Raw genomic sequence first — 17,442 nt, forward strand, 5'->3', positions numbered from 1 at the left:
CTCTTTTAGGCCTTCTTTCTCACCACCTCATCTATCATTTCGTTCACTTGGCTCATTATCTTGCTTGCTAAATTTTGACATTCTTTCTTTATTAGCGATTTGTCTCTCTTCCTTATTTCTCCTATCTCTATTATTTTTAGCTCCGGCATGTAGCTTCCATTCAACATGTCTGCTATTTCTCCTACTAACCTCTCTATTCCATAGCACGTCAGTTCTCTACTTTTTGTTACTCCTCCTTGTTCTCTCAAAAATTTACTTGCCTTTTCACTTTCTTTACTATCACACAGAGAATACTTTTCACTTTCCCAGATATAGTACATTGGTGTTGCACCATACTTATTCAGTTGATTAACTTCAGCTCCTGCCTTTACTAGCTCTTTTATTATTTCAATTCCTGCTCCTCCCATCTTGCACGCAGAGTGGAGTGGCGTACATCCAGTGACATATTGAGTGGCATTTACTTCTGCTCCCGACCTTAGCAGCACTTTTACATTTTCTAAACTCTTTGCGAATACTGCACAGTGTAGAGGTGTATAACCATTTTTATCTCTTGCATTTACCTCTGCTCCTTTTTTTATTAAGAACCTCACTGTTTTGTAATCGGAGATTTCTACTGCTTGGTGTAATATCGTCTCTCCTTCTTCATTTCTTTTATTAATGTCTTTAAATCCGTTACTTGATACTTCTTTAAAAAACTTACTCTTGCTAAAACTCATTTCATACCTCACAAAATTAGCTTTTCTAGCGCCAGACAAATTTCTTATGTTTACCTGCTGCTATTCAAGTCATGTCCTTTTTAGCATAAGAAAGCAAGTCTTTTTCTTTTTATTTCATACACTTTAACCTAATATTAATATAATATGTGAGGATCTAAATATAAATATTTAACTTATTATACATATTGCTTGACTATCTTTCCAACTTCTGTGCAAATGTCGATGTTCATGCCACTTCAGTACTCCCGGGTAAAATACTAAAATGTGCTTTTCTAATTCGTGTATTGAGTCTTTTTGCTCTGAATCCAAATCATTTTTATAGTAAACGTTGTGTTCTGCTAAAACATATTTTCTGACCTTCTGATCTGTATAATTTTCTACTTTATAGTTGTGAGTAATGCTGAATCTTTCTAAAATTGGCTTGTGTTTTAAACTCCAATGTTGCCCTGAAAGTTTATCGCTTCCCAATACAAATTTATTTCCTCTTTCCTCTATACTACCAACTGGAAAACATGTGTTTATTTCTCCTAAATTCCAACTGTCCGATAATACTATCTGTGCCTTAGCAAACTTTATTTCTGGTAATAAACTTTGTGGTAATGGATATAGTGCTTTTAAATTGTACCACTGATGACTCCTTTCATAGATGCCTTTGTAATCCTTTGTGTGAGGCTCTGTTTCTCCAAGTACTGCTACATCTAATCGATATATGTCATTACTAAATGCTTGCTCATAATGAATCCGAAAAGTGCTAAACTTAAAATTTGGATTTAAGCTTTTTAGCTCAAATGTATTCTTCCGACCAAATGACAGTACTGGTCCATCTTTTTCAACTTTTCTACCTGAATAGTCTGACAATAAGCTGCCGAATAAACTTTCATCTAAAATAAACCTATCAACGTTATAGTGATCATTGAAAATCCTCATTAGCCGCGATCTTGCTGGTAACGATAGTTTTGCAAGTTCTACTACTGCATCCACAAAAAAGTCATTTGGAACATCTTTTATTCCTATCTGTAATTCAAAAAAGTGCTTGCCAGGTGGCTCCTCAATAATTGTAATATCTTCTATATTTGCCCATTTTAGTGCTATTTTGAGTGATGCTGGAGTTCCTCTCAGTCTTTGAAATTTTACTCCTTCTACTACGGCTTTTCTTTTATCTTTTATCCAACGTAAAATTTCCCCCAATTCATATTCCTCAATCAACCACGGCAATGTTTCTTCTTTAAGACTAAACTTAAATCCTCTGATACAGCCTGGATCTACTTTATAATCTATCGCATCTACTAGCGCTTTTTCCTGTTTTGTTGCATTTGGTGGCAGTAACATTAATTCAACTCAATCTTTAAATTTCCCAAATTTGCACACTCGTTACCTAGCACCATAACATCCTCTCTTGGCTCGATTAATTCCACATTTTCTACACCCTCTACAAATAGATTTGCTATTATCCATGATCTTGTAACATTCCATCCCAGTCTTCTATTTGCTTCAAACTTCTTAATGAACTGCTTCTTGATTTCCTCCTTCGATATTACAGGACTTATGCTCATTCTGCTGTGAATATCTATTTCCGTAATATTGCAACCAATTACTGTTATCGTATCTGTTAAAACCCTTATATCATCTCTAGTAACCTGCTTTTTTACAATTTTAAGTAGCTCTTCTAACGCTATGCCAGTTGTGGATAATTGTGTTGATAAGATTGAAATTTGTACTTTTCCTGGTATAGGTGATTCTACTTTTGCTAAATCTTTTTGAGTATAACCTCGCTTTAACCTCCCGCTCCTTACTTTTTGTGCTATCTGATACCTTATCGAGATATTTGCCATAAATATTATACAGGTTAACATAAATCAACTACGTTTAATTGTTGAATATTTCTTCAAAATTGTGTATAATTATTAATGCTTTTTAACTTACTTTCTCATGGCTCTTTCGAAGTTTCTCGATCCAAAAAATGATGTTGCGTTTCGGCGTATCTTTGGTACTGAAAAGAATAAAGATATCCTCATTCACTTCCTCAATGATATTCTGAGCTTTACTGGCAAAAACGCAATACAGGATATAGAGTTTTTAAGTACTATTCAAGATCCTGATATTGCCTCTAAAAAACAAAGTATTGTTGATGTCCTCTGTAGAGATTCTTCAGGTGTTCAGTATGTTTGCGAGATGCAGGTCGCTAAAACTAAGGGCTTTGAAAAACGTGCACAATACTATGCTGCTAAGACTTACTCAAGACAAGCTAGTAAGGGTGATCAATACCATGACCTTAAGGAAATTATCTTTATTGCTATAGCAGATTGTATTTTATTTCCTGATAAATCTGAGTACAAATCAAAGCATACTATTCGAGATGAAGAGACTAACGAACACGATTTAAAAGATTTTTACTTTATATTTATTGAGTTGCCTAAATTTACAAAAACCAAGGAAGATCAGCTTTCAAGTATAGTTGAAAAATGGGTCTACTTCTTTAGATATGCAGACGAAACTAGTGAGGAAGAGCTAGAGAGAATAATAGGAAGTGATCTAATAATTAAAAGAGCATATGAAGAACTAAATAGGTTTAACTGGTCAGAAAAAGAATTTATTGCTTATGAACAAGAGATCAAGCGTATTCGTGATGAACAGGCTGTTCTTGCTCAAAAACTTGATGATGCTAAACATGAAGGCATCCAAATCGGCCATCAAAAAGGTAAAATTGAAGTTGCAAAAAACTCACTCAAGGCTGGTGTTTCTATAGATGTTATAGCTCAAATTACCGGTCTCTCTCATTCTGAAATTTTACAACTCAGGGAAAAAACATAATATTCCTACTTATTCACTTCACTTTTTAATATTTATGAAAATCTTTCCTAAGTCGAACATACCACATAATTAAGAGTCTAGTGAACTTTCTAAAACAATTATAAATATTATACACAAAATAACATAGATTACTACCATGACTAACCCTCCTATTCAGCCTTCCATATCAAAGATACATACTGTAAGTTTAATATGGATAGTACAGGTTGTTTCCCTAATTATTTTGGCTACCCTCACTTTAAATTTTCCACTACTTGGCATATTATAGCTCCACCTCTTATATTATAACCTACCTATTGAGATTACCTCCAAGCTTAGTTACTCCTATCTCAGAAAGACAAGTTGATACTTTTGAATGGCTTTGAACAGAAGCATTACTCAAATAACTTTGAGGTTCTAAACTCATTTGCTGTTTCTTTGCACCACCAACTTCTAATGTACCATCTCTGTCGTGTAATATCTGCTCTATTGATTGATTTAGCAGCCCATTATTAAATTGCGCTATAAACTTGTCAAACTTTTTAGAACTTAACTTACCAGCTTCTTTACCAGGACATGCTTTCTCTACATACGATTTTAAAATCCCTGAAATTTCATTAAATTTACCACTCATGACTTTTCTAGTAATCTCTTTCTGCATTCCCATATAATCAATATTTAACCGGTGCATTGATATTTTGCTACCCTTTGCAGCTTGCTCTACTACTTTCTCAAATCTCTCTGTAATATTTAACGCATAACCTCTTGCTTCTAATAAAGGTACCTGCTGCTCTACTGTGGAAATATACTTTTGTCCCGTAATTTTTCTCACTAGCACATCAAGTAACATTATTGCACTATTCACATCTGCTCTTGTGTCAACTTGTGAAATTGAACTCGTAGTCTTCGGCTTTTCCTCAACTAAAATAACTCTAGAATTAAATAATCCACCTATAGAGTTTTTTATCCAGCCAAATAAATCATTTATACGTGAAGATAGCCTTGTACTACTACTTACTGCTTGATTACTTAATTCTCCGACTGCATGTGATAAATCCTGCTCATGATGGTGACGACGATGACGTCTTTTGTGCTCGTGTCTATGCTTGTGACCTATAGGTTGATCAGATAATATCACTTCCGTACTTCTTTTCTTATTGAAAACATCATTATAGACTTGATCCTTATATTCTTTTTTTACAACATTTATATCCCTTGCAGTATTTATTTCTTCTTGATGATCTTTTAGCGTTATTTCCTTATCAGCAAACTTGATAGATAATGTTTCCATTTTAGGTGTTTCATAGAACTTACTCAGCACTATTGTACACAGATCATTCTTAGCAACATTAGCATCAAAAGCATTAGTTATTACTAGGTCATTACCATTATTACTCACAAACTTATAGTTTCCTGCTCTTTTTGCTGTTCTTAGTTCAGTGTTTTCCTCTATATCTTGACTGTTTACGATAATAATTTCTTTATCTCTTTCAAATACTAAAGGTAATGGTTTTAAACTCCACTCGTTGTTATCAAAGTTTATTCCCATTGGCACATTATTCAAAATTATGTGAGCCTTGTCATGCCAATTAACTCCATCTTTTAGCCTTACAGTAAAACACTCGTGCTTTTTCATTCCACTTACAAACGAATCTTCTGTTTTCTTTAATTCAGTTATTTCTCCTTTTAATAGTAAATCATTTGCTAATTTTATAATTTTTAATTCAAAACTTTCTTTATTAAGCAACTTACCTCTTGCTTGTTGTACTAAATTTCTCAAGTCAATTGTATCTACTGAACTTTCTACATCAAGATCGTAAATTACTACTTCGGGAACCTCAAGTTTCTTATCTCTAGAATCAATTACATATACATTTTCACCACCATTTCCAACTAGATGGCTTTTATATAGAGGATTATTATGTATTACCTCATAATTACCACTTCCTATCACCACCGTTTCATCATTGGGCAACGATTGTATAAAGAATGACATTTTGTTTAATCTATTTGCTACACTTAAGTAACTCTTTATAATTTCATCAATAGATTGATTAGTATTCTGCAGCATATATAGATTACCTTTATTCCCTACTTTTATTTCACTACCGCTGCCTAATCTATAAGAAGGATTTGATGCACCAGAAATTGTTATATTAAATTCTTTATTCGACATTGGTGCAAAATTGAATGTAATTACATGTGAAGTCTTATTTAGTACATTGATATTTCTTACATTAATATTTTTTATCTCAACTGGTTCATATTCAAATGTAAAAGTATTATTTACATTCAAATCTTCAGAAGAATAAATAAAATCAACTTTAGCACTACCAAGCCCATATGGTACAGTATAATGAAAGTTTCCCTCTAATGCTCGATTATGTATAACAGTATTAGGCCTTACCACTATCTGCATTTCATAGCCACAATTTTCATCGTATATTTCTATTTGATCTTTAAACCTTTCACTACCACCTTTTCCATCCACAAACTGTGTATCACATTTGCTAAATATACGTTCTGCCTTGGCTTTTCTACCAATAACTTTGTCAATCCCAAACGCTTGAAATATATGATGATTATCGTATATTATGTCTCCACTATTTAAAACTACGTCTATATTTTTAGAGTTCAAAGCAAATCCTGTAAGATCTAAAGTATTAATTCCACCTTCTCCAAATAAATATCCTTTTATAGCACTTCCCTGTAAAATGAATATATCATCTTTATTGCCACCATAATATCTTTTGAATCCATCATTTACTACAAAGATATTTCCACTATTCACAAATCCTTTTGCATAATCATCACCTTCTCCTAAATTAATAAGAGTATAATTTCCAATTTTATTTCTATTTAAATCAGTTACCCCAATTGCACTTTCACAAAAATAGGACCCATAACTTGGAGTAGGTTCATAATCTCCTTGTGGTAAACAAAATAACTCTCCTCCATTTGGGTTACCCGGTCTTGCTCTGCTCCATTTTATATCAGTTCTTTTGCTATCAAGTAGAACTTCATTATTTAAATCTACCTCAAACTTGTTTGTACATTTTCGATAATATTTTGTTACTGCTTGTTCCTCAAGGCACCGACCACCATTTAATCCAAGAGTCCTAATACATTTGGTTGCGTCATATGGTATTAGGGAACAAGAATCTACAACTGACTTACCAGTTGGAAAAATATACCTTTTAATATCACTATGCTGCTGTAAATACTCAAGTCCTTGATTAACCAATTGATTATTAACTTGTTTTTCTTCCATTAACTCTTCTATGTATTGCTGAGGTTCCATACCTATAAATGCACGTAATCCTTCAACAAACTTCTCATTTCCAGTTAAGTGAATAATTTCATCGATTTTATCAACTCTTTTCACTGCCATGTAAATATCAGTGCCAACAAACACTACAGCTCCAATTGTTGCACCAATAGGTCCAGTCACTGATGAAACCCCTTCTAATAGTTCAAAAGCCTCAGCAACCTCTATGCCAATCTCCGTAGCATCAACTCCTAAATAAATACCATCTCCTACTATGCCAACTAGTGCTTCTTCAGTGCCATTTTTATATTCTTTTACCTGATTTATTAAATCATAGACAACAAACGCTGAAGTTCCACGAGCGAGAAAAGGTGATGCTGCTTTTAAAGACCTACTGAGTAAAAACTTTCCTTTCGAGGCTAATTCTAGTCCTTTAATAGATGCAGCTTCAGCAACTTTAGCAAATCCTTGACCACCGGCAATAAAGCCTATATTAACTGCTACCCCTTGATAATTACCATTTAAAAAGTCAGCTAAAACATTTTTAGCCATCATTCCATGCATAGTCATACCAGAGATTCTTCCTGCTCTATTTAGATGATTCATGACTTTTTGGTTGCTAGTTAGCTTATTGACTAGACCTTGAGAGTTACCTGTAACTCTAACTTCATCTGCTAGCTGAATTAGCTGACTACGCTTTCCCTCTGGCAAATCTTTAATGTAATTAACAAACTTTTCGCTATCTATCTTAATCTTACCTAAATCTCTATTCTCATCTTTTTCAACATTAAATTCATCTACATCTTCCCATGTGAATAAACACTCTTTACCACCAACTTCTCTTCTTTTTCTTCCGCTATATCCACTTGTACTGGGTAGGCATTTTTCAGCCGAAACTTCACCTATTTGATACATATTGTCATTCTCTTGTTGTCGATTAATGGGTTTAGACTTAAGAATACCTATAATTTCTTGATAAATTTGTGGATTCTGATTAAATTTTTCTTTAGCTAAATCTCGAGGGGTAAGGTTTCGATTATTTTTAATATCAACTTTAGCACCTTTTTCTACCAGATATTTCACTACATCTAAGTGACCTCTTTTGATAGCCAAATGCAGAGGTGTATTTTTGCGATAATCCTTTACGTCTAAAATAGCACCTTCTTTTACCAGATACTCCACTACATCTAAGTAACCTCTTTCGGCAGCTAAATGTAGGGGTGTAAAACTTGCGTTACCCAAAACACTAGCATGTTTTTCCTTTAGAAGCTTTACTATCTCTAAGTGACCAAGTTGAGCAGCCATGTCCAAGGCAGTACCTTGATTCTTGTCATGGGCATTAATTCGAGTGATAAAATAACTGCTAAAATCCTCATTCTCCATTAGAAGTTTTACCCCATCTAAATTACCTTTTCGAGCAAAAAGATGTAGAAGAGTCCACCCGTAGTCAAATTTAATATCACAATTATCACCTTCTTTTATCAGATACTTCACTACATCTAAATGATTGTTCTTAGCAGCCAAATGCAGAGGTGTATTTTTGCGATAATCCTTTACGTCTAAAATAGCACCTTCTTTTACCAGATACTCCACTACATCTAAGTGACCTCTTTCGGCAGCTAAATGTAGGGGTGTAAAACTTGCGTTACCCAAAACACTAGCATGTTTTTCCTTTAGAAGCTTTACTATCTCTAAGTGACCAAGTTGAGCAGCCATGTCCAAGGCAGTACCTTGATTCTTGTCATGGGCATTAATTCGAGTGATAAAATAACTGCTAAAATCCTCATTCTCCATTAGAAGTTTTACCCCATCTAAATTACCTTTTCGAGCAAAAAGATGTAGAAGAGTCCACCCGTAGTCAAATTTAATATCACAATTATCACCTTCTTTTATCAGATACTTCACTACATCTAAATGATTGTTCTTAGCAGCCAAATGCAGAGGTGTATTTTTGCGATAATCCTTTACGTCTAAAATAGCACCTTCTTTTACCAGATACTCCACTACATCTAAGTAGCCTCTTTTGGCAGCTAAATGTAGGGGTGTATGACTATAAGAGTCTTTCGTGTTTACATTAACCTTTTTTGTTACTAAATACTCTACTAATTTTATACTACCCCTCTCAGCAGCAAAATGTAAAGGTGTCATATCATTTTGACCGGGGATATCAGGATTGACCAGCTTTGCACCTATAATATATTCGACTAACTCTATGTGGTCATTTTCACATGCAGTGTGTAGAGGGGTGTTGCCATATTCATCTAATGGATTTAAATTAATATTCTTTTCATCTATAAGGTGTTTTGCTAATTCCAAGTTACCAAACAAAGCAACAAAATGTAGAGGAGTCATACCATCTCCACATAAGGCATCAAAATCAGCACCATTTTCCAGAAGATTATCTATTATATTTAAGTTATTATTCTCAATAGCAAATCGTATAGGAGAATAACCGTTCTCATTAACAGCGTTGACAACTTTAATTAATTTAGCTGGATAATTCCATTTTTTCAGGGTTTTTAATATATTTTCTACTGCTTCTTCTTTATTACTTTTGACAAGTAGACTCAATGGCGAGTCTTTATATTCACCATAAGTAGAACTAAGATAAGAGTCATCTATCAATTTACTATATCTACTAGAATAATTCAAAATGGAAGTAACGTGAACCATGTCTTCCTCTCTTAGAACAGTGTTGCTTATTAATTTTAGAGCTTCTCTTAGAATTTCTTTCTTTGTTGCTCTTGCAGTTTTAACCTTGTCACTTCTTGAACTAGTCTATGAATACTCAATACGCTTTGCTCTTTTTCACCATTTACCATAGAATAATTTATAAGCAAATGGACAGCTGATTTTAATTGTTCTTCATTACCACCTGCTAAACTTAAAAACATTGCTCTTGAGATGTTCTCGGATGCAAAGTAAGCCATAATATTAAGAATATTTAAAGCTAGCTGCCCATATTCTTTATAGTTTTCTATTTTATTAATCGTAACTTCCCAAGTTGTAAAAGTTGTCTTAATATAGTCATCATTAATCCCGTGAAGTACTTTATAGTTAAGCAAATCTTTTGTCTTTATCTCATATTCCTTTAAATAATCACTAACTCTAAACTCTTCTGTTACTTTTCTATCATTAATATATGCTATTGCTTGCCGTATAGCTAAAGGAAAATGCTGTAGTTTTTCTACTAAGTTTTTTATTTCTTGGTCTTGAAGCTCATCATTTATGAATAGCCCTTTTTTTACAAATTCTATCGAATCATTTAATTTTAACTTATCTAGATCTATAACTTCTATCCCTGCTCTCAAATTTCGATTACGAGAGGTAATCAAAACATAAGGTTTATTAGCTTCAGGTGTGAAAGAATGTAGTGGTAAGAATTTACTGAGATTCTCAAATTTCTCAGCGTTATCAAAAATGAAAAGACTTCTTCGATTAGCAAAAAATTTGTATACATCTTCCACTATAGAAATTATCTGTTTGTCTATACCATCTGCATTTTTTATATTAATTTTCAATTTATCGGAAGCTAGTCTACAAAAAGATTCTGTAAGAGTTTGATAACTTTCAGCATCTATCCATATGATATTGTTGCTGTACTCCTCAGCATATCTATGAACATACTCTCTGGCTAACTCAGTTTTACCAATTCCCCCTAAACCGCTAATTGAGGACCCCTGTGATACTACTCCTATTCTCTCCTTAGTATGCTGCAATGCCAAATGCACCTTATTTAGTTCTTCCTCTCTTCCAGTAAATAATTTTGACGGACTTTTGATATTAAACCAAACATGTTCTTCTACTTGTTTGTTGTTCTGTCCCGCTATAATATGCGAATGCACTTCACTCACCTTTTGCCCTATATTTTTGACTTCTTTTTCTAGTATACTTAAACTATTAACTTCTTGTTCCATTTTCATAAAAAGGTCTTTTACTTTTTCGTTATCAAAAAATCGTCCTTCCTTTTCCTTGAACCAATCTAGTATTGCTTTCTCAAACTTGTTATAAGCGTCTTTACTTAACTGACCGATATAATTAAGTCTTGTATTAAAGTTTTCACTTATTTCATCTTCAAGCATTTTACCAAGCTTGACTTCATTAGGCTGACCCACTGCAAATACTAATTTTTTAAAAAACTCTTTTATTTCCTTATCTATAATATCTACTAACTGTCCACGCACTTCATTTTGCACTTCGTTACCTTGTTTTAAATACGATACTAAGTCATCATTACATTTTATTTTATATCTTATACCAGTATCTGTGTTAAAGAAGCTATCATAATCATCAATTGCCTCAACTAAAACTTTTTTTCCTTTATTCTTTCCAGAACTAACTTCCTTAAGCTTCTTTACTTGATCTTGCACTGAATTATCCATATCAAAACCAATATTAGTACAAACGATAAAATCTTTCAGGTTACAATCTTTAAATTCTTTTTTCTTCTTAATTCTTAAATAAGAAACAAAATACTTCTCTAAATTAAATTCACCATCCTTACTTTTTGTAAGTAAGTCTCCTATTGTGATTTTGTTATTTTTCTCATCTAGTTTATGTTTAGCTTGCAAAAAACGATAATTTTTTCCTTTTGAATCATCATACATAAACACCAAGTCATCAAATTTTTCAGCATCATCCCACTCTGTAGCCAAACGAAAAGAGTATCCTTGATCTAATCCGCGCTTTAAAAACAACATTAACAATTTTAGCTGATAAATACTTCCATGAAGAGTATGCTTTAGCCCAGAAGCAGGATATTTACTTTCTATATTCTCTTCTTTTATTTCTTTAGATTCTTTCATGAAAGAAATTTTTGGCTTTTTTGGAAGATCAACTTCTGGCTTATTTTCCCCAGTATTTCCCCTTTTTAGAACTATTTTTTTCTCCAACTGTAGCACAATATCTTTCTTACCAAGACGTCTAGCAAGATCTAGTGGTATTTTACTGTTATCATTCTTGATTTGAATTGCTCCTTCTGCTAAAAGCAGCTTAACCACTTCAACCTCTTGTTTACGAACAGCTGCATGTAAAGGTGTATTATGCCTAACGTTAGAATCTTGAAAGTTAACATATGCTCCTCTCTGGATAAGGTTTTTAATTTTTTCTAGTTTTTTTAATTCTAAGTCATTACTTCTAATGGCACTCATCAATTCCTGATTAAGCTCAACTTCACTAGTAATATCATCATAATCTCTCTCATCGTTACTATCAGAACGACGGTAGCGCTTTAAGTCACGTTCACTATCAGGCTGCCAATTTAAATCTTCCTCTTGATTAGATAGAGAAGATTGATTAATTTTCTCTACGTACTGCTCCTTTTTCAATAGCTTAACCTTCTTTAAGATTTTTACTGAGCGTTTTATTCTGTACATGAAAAGAACTTATATTAAAACCTACATTATAGGGAATCAAAATCAGCAGAACAATGACTTTATGATCCCAGAGTATATAGTTCGTCTCATAATAGTATAAACAAGCCATAACTACACTTTTTAGAAATGGTTAATTTTCTCATTGCAAATGGAGCAGATATAAATCATAAGGCCATTATAGGCTTTACACCTTTAAATTTTGCATCCCAGCAGGGCTATTTAGATATAGTTAAAACTTTAATTGAAAATGTGGCAGATCTTGATACCAAGACAGATAAACTTAATACACCCTTACATCTAGCAGCAGAAAATGGTCATCTGGATATAGTAAATGTTCTTGTTGAAAAAGGATTAAATGTTAATGCTGTCAATAATGATTGAGCAAGCCCCTTACATTCTGTAGTACAAAATGGTAATCTCGAGATAGTAAAAGCTCTCATTGCACATGGATCTAATATTAATGCTGGATGTTCAGGTATTGGTAATCATGATAAGAGAGTTGATACAAACATTACACCCTTACATTTAGGAGCACAATTTGGTAATTTAGATATAGTTAAGGTTCTGCTCGAAGCGGGAGCAAAAGTCAATGCAAAAACAAGTGATAGAATTACACCTCTGCACTTATCATCTCAAAATGGCTTTTTAGAGTTAGTGGATGTTTTATTGGAAGCGAAATCTGACGTCAATGCTAAGGATTATGAAAACCTTACACCTTTACACTTAGCAGCAGAACGTAATCATTTTGGAGTAGTTAAGTCTCCTCTTCTTGTAAGAGGAATTGAAGTGAACGCTAAAGACTACGATAATTCTACGGCTTTACACATAGGGTCTCAGAACGGTCACTTGGAAGTAGTCAAGCTACTACTAGAAAAAAAAGCTAATGTTAATATTAAAAAAAATGAAGGTTTCACACCTTGACATCTAGCAATTCAGCAAGCTCATATAGAAGTAAGTGATTTTTTAATTAAAAATGGAGCAAACATTAACGTTACAGATGATCAAAATTGGACTCCTCTACATAATGCAGCTTATAATGGTTTTTCTTTAAGAATAGTGGAAAACCTAATTGCAAAAGGAACGAATATAAACGCAAAGAAAGATAGATAATGGTAGGAGAGCGCTACATTTGGCAGCAGAACATAATCATCTAGAGATAGTAAATTTTCTAATTAAAATGGGGCAGATATTAATGCTATGGATAATAGAAACTGGACTCCTTTACATTGTGCAGCTTATGATGGTAACTTAGAAGTGGTTAAATCTTTGCTTGATGCAGGAGGAAAGATTGATACTAAAACAGTCAAAAATACTACTTCTCTACATTTCGCAGTAGACCATGGTCACTTGGAGGTGGTCAAATTTCTTTTAGAAAGAGGGGCAAACGTTAATGCTCTAGATCATACAAATTGGACCCCTCTGCATTTTGCAGCAGAAAGAGGTTATGATCAAATTTCCACCGTTCTGTTGAAACATGGCGCTGATATAAGTGTGGAAGAAAGTAAGGACAGAGGGACATCCTTACATCTTGCAGTTCAATATGGCCACTTTAAGGTAGTTAAAACCCTTATTACAAATGGAGCAGATGTTAATGCAAAAATGGATAAAAATACTACACCTTTACATTTAGGAGCCCAACTTGGTAGTTTAGATATAGTTAAGTACTTGCTTATGAATGGAGCGTATTTTGATGCCAAGACTCAGGTAGATAGATATGCTTTACCATTACATTTTGCAGAGAGAAGCGGAAACTTAGAAGTTATAAAATTACTAAAGATGATCGAAAAATTTTTTAAAGCTATAAAAAGTAATAATCTTAAAATAGTGGAGGGTTTAGTAAAACAAGGTATAGTTATTAATGCCAAAAATACTGACGGATGGACACCATTGCATTATGCTGTTAATAATGGCAGCATGGGTGTTACAAATACTTTATTAATGAATGGAGCTGATGTAACGCAGGTTACCAATAAAGGGAATACACCTTTACATATTGCTGTTTTGAAAGGTTACAAAGAAATCGTTGAGGTTCTATTACAACATGTAAGTTGTGATAAATTAATTGACTTTATAGATGCTGGAACCACTACTAGTAATTCTACATAACTTCACGTTGCTGCTAAGAATAGCTCATTAGATATTGTCAAATCTTTACTTAAACATGGTGCAAATTATCATATTCAAAATAAGGAAGGTAAAATACCATTTAGTCTTTCTGAAGATAAGAGTATTGCTAAATTACTGAAGCTAGTTGAAGAACTCTTTGAAGGTGCAAAAAATGGCAATGTTGAAATTATCAGTAAGTTGAAAGCGATAAAACCTGATGAACGTGTAGCTGTAACAAATGCTCGTAATAATCAAGGGAATACATTGTTGCAAGTTGCTATAGTTAATAAACACAAGAATATTGTAAGTGAGCTGTTAGAGATGATAAAACAACCAGATCAAGCTCTACAAGATGTCAAGATAGAAAGCCAAGTTAGAGACCTAAAACTTTAACAAAGATTTTTTCAGTACACTTTTATTAACTTGGCAGTGCATTTTATTAAGAATGTGTAGCTTTTTCCACAATAGTCCAAACATGTCATAATACGCTGCCAGCCTAATGACTTACAATAGCCATCATAAACACGTATCTTGCCCCGTTCAGACTATTATAAGAAGGGCTATAAACGTCACGGCTATCTCCGGAAGCCAAACCAGCTAGCGTGGGAAGCATTTGTGTTGGTGGTCGTTTTTTGATAAAAATCATAAGACCTGCTGCAAAAGGTAATGACAAAATGATGTGAGAGAGGTAGAAGAAGAATAAGCAGATTGAGTAAGGTAAAAAAATGAGCTTTAGTTACTACAACATGAAGAAACACCCAAGAAACTTTCGTAATATAATAGGCTTAACTATAGAAGAGTTCGAAAAGGTGGTGGAAAAAATGAGGCCTGAGTGGAAAAAAGTTGAAAAACAGAAAAAGTGCCATGGCAGAAGACCACAACTACCAGCCCTAGAAGATAAGTTATTTTGCGTAATTTTGTACTATCGCACTTACATAACACATAGATTTTTAGGCTGCCTGTTCAATGTGCACAACGCAAATGTATGTAGGTTACTGAAGAAAATAGAGCCATTACTTGCCAAAAAAGTTACTATAACAAAAGATAGAGGTATGACACCAGAAAAAATACTCAAGATTCTGGCTGATGTTACAGAACAGCAAATACAGAGGCCAGAAGATAGTAAAAAACGGAAGAAATCATATTCAGGAAAAAAAAGAACCAACACTATGAAAACTGAGATTGTTATCGAAGAAGGTGGAAGAATCTTATCAGTGTCAAAGTCATATCGTGGTAGAATTAATGACTTTCGCATAAGGAAACAAGAAAAATATTTACCAATCGATAGCATAAAATATGCCGATTCTGGATACCAAGGTTGGCAAAAATTGCAAAGCAATGTTATAATACCATACAAAAAGTATCGTAAAAAGCCATTAACTCTCGAACAGAAGGACTATAATAGAAGACTAGTATCTTTCAGAATGAGAGTAGAAAATAAGATCCGCGGGATAAAGATATTTAAGGTTATGTCACACGTTTACTGCAATTTTCAGAAGAAATACAACTTGAGATTTAATATTATTGCTGGCATTGTAAATCTTAAGCATGAATTTTAGTTAACCTTGATTTTAGCAGTCCTTCTTCCCTTTTGCTTACCCTTTGATTCGCAGTAGGTCTATATTACCAATCCCAGGAAAGCGGAGCATTTGGATCATCTGGAATTTCAAAAAGAGGTTGAGATATTACTTCTCTAACAGCTCCTTGAAAAGTTGGATCAGAAGCATTAGCAGACGCTAGTCCTTTACTGCCTAAGAACTCTTTTGCTGTTCTTTTATTGTTATCATATGCGTGGTCATTAGCATCAAGAAATCCTGCTAATTTTTCCACAAGAATTGATCTTTTCTCATCTGTATCTTCTGTTGCAGCAAGTATTTTTTTTGCTACTTCTTTATCATTTCCTATAGCATTAACTAATGTTTTATTCTCATCAGCAAGCAATTTAGTAACTACATTATCAACTGATAAACTTTCTCCTTCTCTACTAAGATCTCTTTTTACAATATTGGAAAAATTCTTATCATTACTCAAAGCTACCACCAATGCGGTGCTAAAATCTTGATTAATTGCCAAGGACTCTTGTAAACCTTTATTGCGTGCAACTTCAGTGACTAATGCATTTTTATTTGTACCAATAAGTAATTGAGCAGCTACGGCATCAACTGATGGACTTTCTCCATCTTGACCAGGGTGGCTTTGTTGCATCACACTTTATGAGATGGTGATTTATGGTAAATTCATGTAACTATCTCAAATTTAGCCATACCAATATCAGTGAATTTATTAAGCAAATAGCATTTGATTAGCAGTTCTTTTTCTCGATTTATCTCAGATTTATTCCTAAAACTAAATCCGAATATTTGCTTTAATCTTGAGAAAAACCCTTCAATATAAGATCTTTTCCCATAATTTACTTCTTTTTTCCATTCTTTCATGCCATCTTCACCGTATAATTTTATTAACCTAATAGCAGCATTCCTGTCAGACATATAATCTATTTCTGGATGTTCTGCCGCATTGTTTATTGGTGGAATTTTTGTCTTTATATCATATTCGTTACACAACTTATAAAACTTGTGCCTATCACATGCCCTATCTGCATATAGTACTTTTATGGCATGCTGAAAATCAACTTCTTTTAGCAAATCACAAGCTCCATAGTGATCAGAGTAGACACCGTTACTGTATTTTACAGCTATGGCTTTTTTGTTGTTTATATTCAACATTACGTGCAATTTTCTCGTTTGCTCATAGCCACGATATTTTCTGTCAGTGCTATTTTCCTTGCTGTGTGTTGTTGTATATACTAATTCCTGTACTGTCTATAGCAATTTCGATATCTTCCATATTATTTTTATCAATTCTGCAATCATTTATCTTAATATTAAGTTTCTTTTGATGCTTGTGAATAGCTGATAACTGCCAAATCTCTTCCTATTTGTTGCAAATACCCTTTTATAAACCCGACTGTTTGTCTTAAACCAATTCTAAAGAAACTGACGATTATATGCACCAAAATCACAACTTTATCACTATAAATATAGTTGCCGCCCTGCATTTTTGGACAATTCTCGTACCAATTTTCTATGGCGTCATTGATATAACAAAAAATGCTTCCTCTTTCTTGGAGAAATTTGTTATATTCATGGCAGTTACTGACTCTCATTTTTTGTGGCATATTTTTTCT

General features: G+C 33.4%; 13 protein-coding genes and 3 pseudogenes. 9 read left to right on the plus strand and 7 right to left on the minus strand.

Annotated elements, in window-relative coordinates:
- Positions 1-5: 5 nt before the first annotated feature.
- The 3 genes and pseudogenes from OOK84_RS00370 to OOK84_RS00380 all read right to left on the minus strand — a co-directional run.
- Positions 6-716, minus strand: a complete 711-nt coding sequence (locus OOK84_RS00370; RefSeq protein ID WP_264731793.1) for an ankyrin repeat domain-containing protein — start codon at positions 714-716, stop codon at positions 6-8.
- Between the two features lie 168 nt (positions 717-884).
- Positions 885-2,045 carry a phage tail protein gene (locus OOK84_RS00375; RefSeq protein ID WP_264731792.1) on the minus strand — a complete coding sequence of 387 codons (1,161 nt, stop codon included), beginning with the start codon at positions 2,043-2,045 and terminating at the stop codon, positions 885-887.
- Positions 2,045-2,464: pseudogene (locus OOK84_RS00380) on the minus strand (baseplate assembly protein); the annotation flags it as partial. The pseudogene OOK84_RS00380 and the gene OOK84_RS00375, both read right to left, overlap by 1 nt.
- A gap of 181 nt (positions 2,465-2,645) precedes the next feature.
- Here OOK84_RS00380 and OOK84_RS00385 point away from each other — a divergent pair.
- Positions 2,646-3,527: an Rpn family recombination-promoting nuclease/putative transposase gene (locus tag OOK84_RS00385; RefSeq protein ID WP_264731805.1), complete on the plus strand. Its 882-nt coding sequence runs from the start codon at positions 2,646-2,648 to the stop codon at positions 3,525-3,527.
- A 289-nt stretch (positions 3,528-3,816) separates the two neighbouring features.
- Here OOK84_RS00385 and OOK84_RS00390 read toward each other — a convergent pair whose 3' ends face one another.
- On the minus strand, positions 3,817-9,447 hold the full coding sequence (locus OOK84_RS00390) for an ankyrin repeat domain-containing protein (protein ID WP_264731807.1): 5,631 nt from the start codon (positions 9,445-9,447) through the stop codon (positions 3,817-3,819).
- A 47-nt stretch (positions 9,448-9,494) separates the two neighbouring features.
- Positions 9,495-12,149 carry an ankyrin repeat domain-containing protein gene (locus OOK84_RS00395; protein ID WP_264731809.1) on the minus strand — a complete coding sequence of 885 codons (2,655 nt, stop codon included), beginning with the start codon at positions 12,147-12,149 and terminating at the stop codon, positions 9,495-9,497.
- A 126-nt stretch (positions 12,150-12,275) separates the two neighbouring features.
- Here OOK84_RS00395 and OOK84_RS00400 point away from each other — a divergent pair, with 126 nt between their 5' ends.
- The 8 genes and pseudogenes from OOK84_RS00400 to OOK84_RS00435 all read left to right on the plus strand — a co-directional run bounded on the left by OOK84_RS00400 (position 12,276) and on the right by OOK84_RS00435 (position 15,814).
- On the plus strand, positions 12,276-12,530 hold the full coding sequence (locus OOK84_RS00400; protein ID WP_041581417.1) for an ankyrin repeat domain-containing protein: 255 nt from the start codon (positions 12,276-12,278) through the stop codon (positions 12,528-12,530).
- 39 nt (positions 12,531-12,569) lie between these two features.
- Positions 12,570-12,686, plus strand: a pseudogene (locus tag OOK84_RS06700) (hypothetical protein); the annotation flags it as partial.
- Positions 12,660-13,070 (plus strand): ankyrin repeat domain-containing protein, encoded by a 411-nt coding sequence (locus OOK84_RS06705; RefSeq protein WP_406719230.1) that lies wholly within the window; start codon positions 12,660-12,662, stop codon positions 13,068-13,070. The pseudogene OOK84_RS06700 and the gene OOK84_RS06705, both read left to right, overlap by 27 nt.
- 24 nt (positions 13,071-13,094) lie before the next feature.
- Entirely contained in the window at positions 13,095-13,259 is a 165-nt protein-coding gene (locus tag OOK84_RS00415; RefSeq protein ID WP_319803094.1) for an ankyrin repeat domain-containing protein, read from the plus strand.
- A 19-nt stretch (positions 13,260-13,278) separates the two neighbouring features.
- Positions 13,279-13,401 carry a hypothetical protein gene (locus tag OOK84_RS00420; protein WP_251373708.1) on the plus strand — a complete coding sequence of 41 codons (123 nt, stop codon included), beginning with the start codon at positions 13,279-13,281 and terminating at the stop codon, positions 13,399-13,401.
- Entirely contained in the window at positions 13,347-14,255 is a 909-nt protein-coding gene (locus OOK84_RS00425; RefSeq protein WP_264731817.1) for an ankyrin repeat domain-containing protein, read from the plus strand. Before OOK84_RS00420 ends, OOK84_RS00425 begins: the two co-directional genes overlap by 55 nt.
- Before the next feature lie 33 nt (positions 14,256-14,288).
- Positions 14,289-14,648: a hypothetical protein gene (locus OOK84_RS06710; protein ID WP_333782285.1), complete on the plus strand. Its 360-nt coding sequence runs from the start codon at positions 14,289-14,291 to the stop codon at positions 14,646-14,648.
- 332 nt (positions 14,649-14,980) lie between these two features.
- A complete protein-coding gene (locus OOK84_RS00435; RefSeq protein WP_264731820.1) occupies positions 14,981-15,814 on the plus strand; it encodes a transposase family protein in 834 nt (277 codons plus the stop codon).
- Between the two features lie 64 nt (positions 15,815-15,878).
- Here OOK84_RS00435 and OOK84_RS00440 read toward each other — a convergent pair whose 3' ends face one another.
- Both OOK84_RS00440 and OOK84_RS06795 read right to left on the minus strand, forming a co-directional pair.
- Complete coding sequence (locus OOK84_RS00440) at positions 15,879-16,460, minus strand: hypothetical protein (protein ID WP_264731822.1); 582 nt, start codon at positions 16,458-16,460, stop codon at positions 15,879-15,881.
- 32 nt (positions 16,461-16,492) lie between these two features.
- Positions 16,493-17,433 (minus strand): annotated as a pseudogene (locus OOK84_RS06795) (IS5 family transposase).
- Between the last annotated feature and the right edge of the window lie 9 nt (positions 17,434-17,442).

The sequence above is a fragment of the Wolbachia endosymbiont (group A) of Sphaerophoria taeniata genome (assembly GCF_947250735.1).
In the GTDB taxonomy this organism is placed as follows: domain Bacteria; phylum Pseudomonadota; class Alphaproteobacteria; order Rickettsiales; family Anaplasmataceae; genus Wolbachia.

What these genes read in the sequence shown, in the direction of transcription:
- OOK84_RS00390 (WP_264731807.1), bottom strand. Translation starts at nt 9,447, where the DNA reads ATGGTTCACGTTACTTCCATTTTGAATTATTCTAGTAGATATAGTAAA.
- OOK84_RS00370 (WP_264731793.1), bottom strand. Translation starts at nt 716, where the DNA reads ATGAGTTTTAGCAAGAGTAAGTTTTTTAAAGAAGTATCAAGTAACGGA.
- OOK84_RS00385 (WP_264731805.1), top strand. Translation starts at nt 2,646, where the DNA reads ATGGCTCTTTCGAAGTTTCTCGATCCAAAAAATGATGTTGCGTTTCGG.
- OOK84_RS00425 (WP_264731817.1), top strand. Translation starts at nt 13,347, where the DNA reads ATGGATAATAGAAACTGGACTCCTTTACATTGTGCAGCTTATGATGGT.
- OOK84_RS00435 (WP_264731820.1), top strand. Translation starts at nt 14,981, where the DNA reads ATGAGCTTTAGTTACTACAACATGAAGAAACACCCAAGAAACTTTCGT.
- OOK84_RS00440 (WP_264731822.1), bottom strand. Translation starts at nt 16,460, where the DNA reads ATGCAACAAAGCCACCCTGGTCAAGATGGAGAAAGTCCATCAGTTGAT.
- OOK84_RS00395 (WP_264731809.1), bottom strand. Translation starts at nt 12,149, where the DNA reads ATGTACAGAATAAAACGCTCAGTAAAAATCTTAAAGAAGGTTAAGCTA.
- OOK84_RS00375 (WP_264731792.1), bottom strand. Translation starts at nt 2,045, where the DNA reads ATGTTACTGCCACCAAATGCAACAAAACAGGAAAAAGCGCTAGTAGAT.
- OOK84_RS00400 (WP_041581417.1), top strand. Translation starts at nt 12,276, where the DNA reads ATGGTTAATTTTCTCATTGCAAATGGAGCAGATATAAATCATAAGGCC.